The organism is Rosenbergiella sp. YN46 (genome assembly GCF_036620675.1).
GTDB lineage: Bacteria > Pseudomonadota > Gammaproteobacteria > Enterobacterales > Enterobacteriaceae > Jejubacter.
The window spans coordinates 1-5467 of the sequence record NZ_JAZHEE010000070.1 but is presented as its reverse complement, the minus strand read 5'-3'; the positions used below and the strand labels follow the sequence as shown (position 1 = coordinate 5467).

Genomic DNA, 5467 nt, shown 5'->3' with positions numbered 1-5467 from the left:
ATAATGTCACCTGTTTTTGTCTATGAGGCGATGATATCACCTCTGTTCAGGTGGCCAGATTAACTATGCCACTACACCTGGACTGACCAGCGTACGCTGGTAGCGGGATGCCTGGATTAACCAGTCTGCTGCATCCTTAACTGCATTATCATGGCCTCATATGTATATTACAACCAATATACCTTCACCCTGTGTTGCGCCTTTGGTGGTTAATGAATGATTACAAATGTAATCAGGGAAATCTATCAGGCAACCCGACCGGCTACCAACATAAACTGGTGGGACAGGGTAGTATCCTGTGCCGAATCAGCCTGCCAGCCACAGCGGTTAAACAGCTTTACCACACCGGTCACGTTCCCCGTAAGACGCGCCATCAGCGGATTTATCTGTCGTCCATCGTCGTTAAACGTCGCGTCGAGGTTAGTCCGTGAGAGATAAATGCCGTTCACGCCGGCGTTCAGCGAAACGGCATACCGGCCTGACCATTCCCGATCGCTCAACAGGCGGTAATTCCAGCTCATGTCTTTCGCGGTTTCCAGGGCATACGTCAGCCGGAACAGGTCGTTTTGCTCAGACAATTCGCCGGTGCAGGAGCGCCAGAGGTAATTCAGTTTGCTGGCCAGCTTCGCGCTGACGCCCAGCTGGCGTCCCTGTTTCAGAAGCCACTCGATATCGGGCGCCACATCACGCGAAAAACGTCGTTGCTTCAGCGCGGTCGCCAGCCAGCGGGTAAGAAAGAGATTTTCCTGTGCCGGTGACAGCGCATCTCCGTTCTGTCTGGCCAGCGCAAGCGCCACCAGGGCACACCATGCCAGATGGCCCGATTTTTCTGTCAGCGTCACTGAGTGCCCTTCTCCTTCTTTACTCTGTCCACAAAATTCTGGCGGGTTCCCGCTTACTGTCATACTGAGAGTATTTTAACCGGAACAGCAACAAAGTGGCATCCGGAACCGTCTGCATCCGCTCAGCGCATGGCCCAGCCGTAATGTTTTTCTGCATAATCGTATAATCGGCTCGTCGCCACCAATAAGAAGGTATGGGATAATATGAATATTGAACACGCAAAAATATCCCCCTGTGGCTTTGAGTATTTATATAATAATTCCCCTGTATCAATTATTGTGTATAACGCAACACTATTTAACAGTTAAGTGAAACGTTCACAGAAAAAATAGGTTCTTTCTATTTGTCAGTCATTTATACTCACTGTGGAGATTAATCAGAATATTAAGGCAGAACCAGGATGGAAAAAGCGAGTCTCATCATATCCACTTTACTTATTGCCGGGTGCTCATCCCAGGTGGAACAACAACCTTCCGTCGGCATGGCAAATCCAGCCTCGGTATACTGTGCCAGACTGGGCGGTACACTCGAGATAACAAAAACAGCTAAAGGTGAACTTGGGTACTGTACCCTCCCGTCAGGTGAGCGTATCGAGGAATGGGCATTATTTCGCCGTAATCATAGCAGATAAACCGCCACTGCTTATCCCAGTACTTTTTCGCTCTGTAGCTGTAAGGGCGTGCGGTGCCGGGTGCCTCCCGGTGAGTCAGTTTTCAGCTATTCTGACCCGCCTCCTTTGCGTCGATTTTAGCTGCAGGCCCCTCCGCTCAGGGGGATTCACCACACATTGTATTCTTCACAACTACGTAAAGTAACTGGCTGATAGTCCTGCCCTAACCACGCCGTCTCCCGATACGGTATTTTCCGGAAGCCGTGTTCACAGTCCGGTCCAGTCCCATCTTACTGTGCAGGGCCCTGACGGCCCGGTAGACATTCAGATAGCCATCATCATCCACTTTGAACACCCTGAGCCGGGCCAGACACTCCCGTCGTCGCCGGGATATCCAGGCTCTCTCTGCATCATCCTGACATTCAAAAAATACCTCCAGCCATCGGGTCGCTGCCCGTCGGTATAACCCGGCCTTTTCCAGCTCTTCCGTGACCTTATCGGTTACCGGCATCAATTCTTCTTTTGTCATCAGGACCGCCTGTTAACTGACTCAGAGGCCATACTCACGCTCAAGCTCTTCAATTTTTTTTTGCGCCAGCGTTCTTAAAAAAAGCGCCTCCTCCGGGTCTTCCAGGGTACTCAGCGTTTTCTGGACGAAAAACTCCACGGAATCGGTCTTTTTAAAACGCGCAATAATTTCAGACCAGTGCTTTCCGTCTGTCATTGTGTTTTTCTCCTTAATCAGCCCCAGTTAAACGTTCCGGGTTTGTTCTGTGCCAGATGAGATACCGGGCAAAATCCATCATGGGTAGCGGCCTGGACCAGTAGTATCCCTGCTGGAGATTCACCCCCTTCGACAGCAGAAAATCAGACTGGAACGCCGTCTCCACCCCTTCTGCCACCACCGACAGATGGCTGTTTCTGCCCAGTTCAATGATGCTCTCCACCAGGCGTTGTGAATCCATATTGTCCGCCAGTTTCCGGATAAATACCTGGTCAATCTTCAGGCAGGTTACCGGTAGCAGGTCAATCCCGGCAATATTGGAAAACGCCGTACCAAAGTCGTCCAGCGCGATACCAATGCCCTCCAGTCGCAGACTCCTGAGTTGCCCAATTACCGGTGAACCGGACCGGACCTCCGTGCCTTCCGTCAGTTCAACAACCAGAGAAAGCCGGTCGGGGAGTGACCGGTGAAAACTGACCAGCATATCAGCCAGTGCATCAATCATCTCAGGAGTGGCATTGATATTGACGGACACATAAAAGTTTGCCGGTAACCGGAATTTGAGAACGTCCATGTCCCGTCTGACCTGTGCAAGAAGGGTCTGTGTCATCAGAATAAGCAGACCACTGTGTTCCGCCAGCGGAATAAAGGTGTCAGGACCCAGCGTACCTTTTCCGGGATGATGCCATCGCGCCAGCACTTCCACCCCACGGATTTCACCACGGGATACATCCATTATGGGCTGATACCAGGGGACAATTTCTCCGGAAAGTATGGCGACTTCCAGCCGCCGGGGAGTCGGGAAGGCCCTTTCACGATACAGGCATACCAGCAGGGCAATAAGCATCCCCAGTGCCAGTGCCAGCATGGCCACCACCGGCCAGAACAACTGAAACCGGTTATCATGCCGGAAAGACACCACGCTGACTCCGGAGAGCGGAGATTTGACCGAATGCGTAACCTTCGTGTGGATGCCCTCTGCGCTGGTAACGGTCAGGTTCCGGTTTAACAGTTTCCCGTCAACAATGACGGCGTTCAGACCGTCTGCTGAAAACCAATGACGCAACCAGTAAGCATCAATCGTGACCACCATTCCATGGTCTTTATTTCCCCGGACATACGCCAGAAAAACCTTCCCGGGAAATGCTTTCAGCCCGCTCAGCAACAGGAGACGGCCATTCTCCGCATCGCGGGTTGCAGCAACGAATTCATCATCCGGTGTAAATCGCTCCCTTAATGAAGAACAATAGATCTCACCATTGTGGTACAGGAAAAGACCATGAATATGGGGGTATCTCAGTGCAACCTGCTCGAGCAGACGCGCCCTGTCAGGGGAACATTGCAGGTCTTCCTGGCGCCTGAAATATACGCTCACTTCGCGGGCATCCCGCAGTAAAGCCTCAGCACGTGCTGCCAGGCGCTCGTTGCTCCGGCTGTCAGACAGATGGTGTTGCCACAGCGGAAAAATATAAATGACTGCAAGCAGCACCATGGCAATAAACAGGGCTAACAGAGTATAAAAATATCGCCATGTTTTCATGGGACTTTCCTGTCTGGCAGGGATGATACGGAGCATTCCGGCAATAGGTTAAAAACGGGTGTGAATAATAAACTCATATCACACCCTGTTTTTTTACTCAGTAGTAATTAATAAGGAAGGTTACCGCACTATTCGCGGTTCCTGGGGTAACTTTTCCGTCCGTCTGAATATAACGGGCAACCAGGGGGATCTCAGATATTCCATTAGATCCGATATCCATTTCATACGTCTTTGTGGCGCCGAAATCGACAAACTCAGGTGAGGCGCCAGTACCATACGCCAGCTGTATCCCCGCACCGCCGGCGCTGTCTGCTGCCTGGGTTAAGGCAAAGACCCCCTGACTGCTGTTGATCACGGAAGTGGCAGGCGTCAGTTTGACTGTGATGGCGTTTTTGACTGGCGTCCCGCTGTTATTTGTGCCGCTTCCGTCGACATACCATGAACCCGAACTCCCTTTGCCATAATAGACGGGGCAGTCGGTCAGCTTGATGGAGGCATCCACCCATTTGGTCGCGCTACCCTCTCCGGTAAATGAAGATACGTCATAGCTTCCCATAGGAACCGTCACATCAGGTGTTTTACAAGAGCTGGCAACAACATTAATAGCGCCACTCATGCAAACATTTTCTTCAACAAGACCTTCGCTGGCACTACCGGAATCATTATAATTAACCCTGATGCAAGGTAAGTTGCTTCCGATAATAGTTCCGGGTTGAATGGGACCTGTCTTTATAAAGTAAATATCCCAGCGTTTGAAACCACCAAATACAATACACTGTCGATTTCCTCCTGTGGAGGTACAGTGAACATCATTACTATTAGATAATATTTTACTTACAGGTAGAGCCGCATCACCAGTTGTTCCCTGATGAACCCATACACCAATTCCGGGAACCCCTGTTTCATAGACCTTCCCGGATTCAATACCGCTACTCCACGAACTCAAGGGAAGAGGTGTGGAGGAATAGGAATAATGTCCACTTGGGTTTCCGTTTCCAGTACATGTAACAGTAATAGCTTGATTTCCTGAGGTATAATCCAGGTTATACGTTTGCTTATACAAAACGGTACCATCGGCTAAATCAGCACCTGCAGTAATCGCACCTAACTGAAGTGGCATAGGTGCTGATTCAACATGAGTGGTATCCAGCGTGCAAATTGCCCATACGGATTTTGATAATACGAACAGAAAAATCCCCAGCACAATTGATATTCGCTTCATAAGCACACTCCATAATTAGAATTAAACCGGACAAATCTCCAGGCTGGTAAGGTATAAAAAGCCTCACCCTTATTTAGTAATAGTGGCATGGGAGCGGTAACTGTTGGTGCATCAATTGTACAACTGGCCATTGCTGGTCGAACAACCAGCAGCATCAACCAGCACAATACCAGAACCGGAAGCGACCAGTGCGTTATCTTTCTCATTATTATTCCCCTCCACAGACGGATTCAAACCGCACGATACTGTTGTTCTGGCCCGACGCCGGCTGTGGCGGCAGGATGTAGTTAATGTGGCAGCGCTGGTTACCCTGCGAACCCCACTTCACGGTCAGCTGTCCCCGTGTTTTCTCCACGCGCGCATATATCTGTCCCGACTGACCCACGCTGCCCACCACCGTGCCGGCACCGTCATACACCTCGGCACCAAACGGTACAGCCTCGCCACTGGCCTGTTTCGCCATAATCAGCAGCGGCGTACCCCGGCTGGTCCTGAACACAATCCGGCTGACCGCGCCTGAGTACGGCG

7 protein-coding genes are annotated in these 5467 nt (G+C 50.8%); 1 reads left to right on the top strand and 6 read right to left on the bottom strand.

The genetic code is table 11. From position 1 onward, the window contains the following. Positions 1-245: 245 nt before the first annotated feature. Entirely contained in the window at positions 246-842 is a 597-nt protein-coding gene (locus V3W49_RS22390; RefSeq protein ID WP_500148157.1) for a DUF2913 family protein, read from the bottom strand. 401 nt (positions 843-1243) lie between these two features. Here V3W49_RS22390 and V3W49_RS22385 point away from each other — a divergent pair, with 401 nt between their 5' ends. Continuing rightward, positions 1244-1474 carry a putative hemolysin gene (locus V3W49_RS22385; protein WP_500148156.1) on the top strand — a complete coding sequence of 77 codons (231 nt, stop codon included), beginning with the start codon at positions 1244-1246 and terminating at the stop codon, positions 1472-1474. A 202-nt stretch (positions 1475-1676) separates the two neighbouring features. Here V3W49_RS22385 and V3W49_RS22380 read toward each other — a convergent pair whose 3' ends face one another. The 5 genes from V3W49_RS22380 to V3W49_RS22360 form a co-directional block, all read right to left on the bottom strand. Then, complete coding sequence (locus tag V3W49_RS22380; RefSeq protein WP_500148155.1) at positions 1677-1982, bottom strand: PerC family transcriptional regulator; 306 nt, start codon at positions 1980-1982, stop codon at positions 1677-1679. A gap of 21 nt (positions 1983-2003) precedes the next feature. Next, positions 2004-2177 (bottom strand): hypothetical protein, encoded by a 174-nt coding sequence (locus V3W49_RS22375; protein WP_500148154.1) that lies wholly within the window; start codon positions 2175-2177, stop codon positions 2004-2006. Positions 2178-2190: 13 nt separating this feature from the next. Continuing rightward, entirely contained in the window at positions 2191-3717 is a 1527-nt protein-coding gene (locus V3W49_RS22370) for an EAL domain-containing protein (RefSeq protein WP_500148153.1), read from the bottom strand. Between the two features lie 97 nt (positions 3718-3814). Then, the gene (locus tag V3W49_RS22365; protein ID WP_500148152.1) at positions 3815-4939 is read right to left on the bottom strand and encodes a fimbrial protein; all 1125 of its coding nucleotides are present in this window, start codon (positions 4937-4939) and stop codon (positions 3815-3817) included. A gap of 208 nt (positions 4940-5147) precedes the next feature. Beyond that, on the bottom strand, positions 5148-5467 hold a 320-nt coding region (locus V3W49_RS22360), incomplete at its 5' end, for a FimD/PapC C-terminal domain-containing protein (protein WP_500148151.1).

What these genes read in the sequence shown, in the direction of transcription:
- V3W49_RS22375 (WP_500148154.1), bottom strand. Translation starts at nt 2,177, where the DNA reads ATGACAGACGGAAAGCACTGGTCTGAAATTATTGCGCGTTTTAAAAAG.
- V3W49_RS22380 (WP_500148155.1), bottom strand. Translation starts at nt 1,982, where the DNA reads ATGACAAAAGAAGAATTGATGCCGGTAACCGATAAGGTCACGGAAGAG.
- V3W49_RS22370 (WP_500148153.1), bottom strand. Translation starts at nt 3,717, where the DNA reads ATGAAAACATGGCGATATTTTTATACTCTGTTAGCCCTGTTTATTGCC.
- V3W49_RS22385 (WP_500148156.1), top strand. Translation starts at nt 1,244, where the DNA reads ATGGAAAAAGCGAGTCTCATCATATCCACTTTACTTATTGCCGGGTGC.
- V3W49_RS22365 (WP_500148152.1), bottom strand. Translation starts at nt 4,939, where the DNA reads ATGAAGCGAATATCAATTGTGCTGGGGATTTTTCTGTTCGTATTATCA.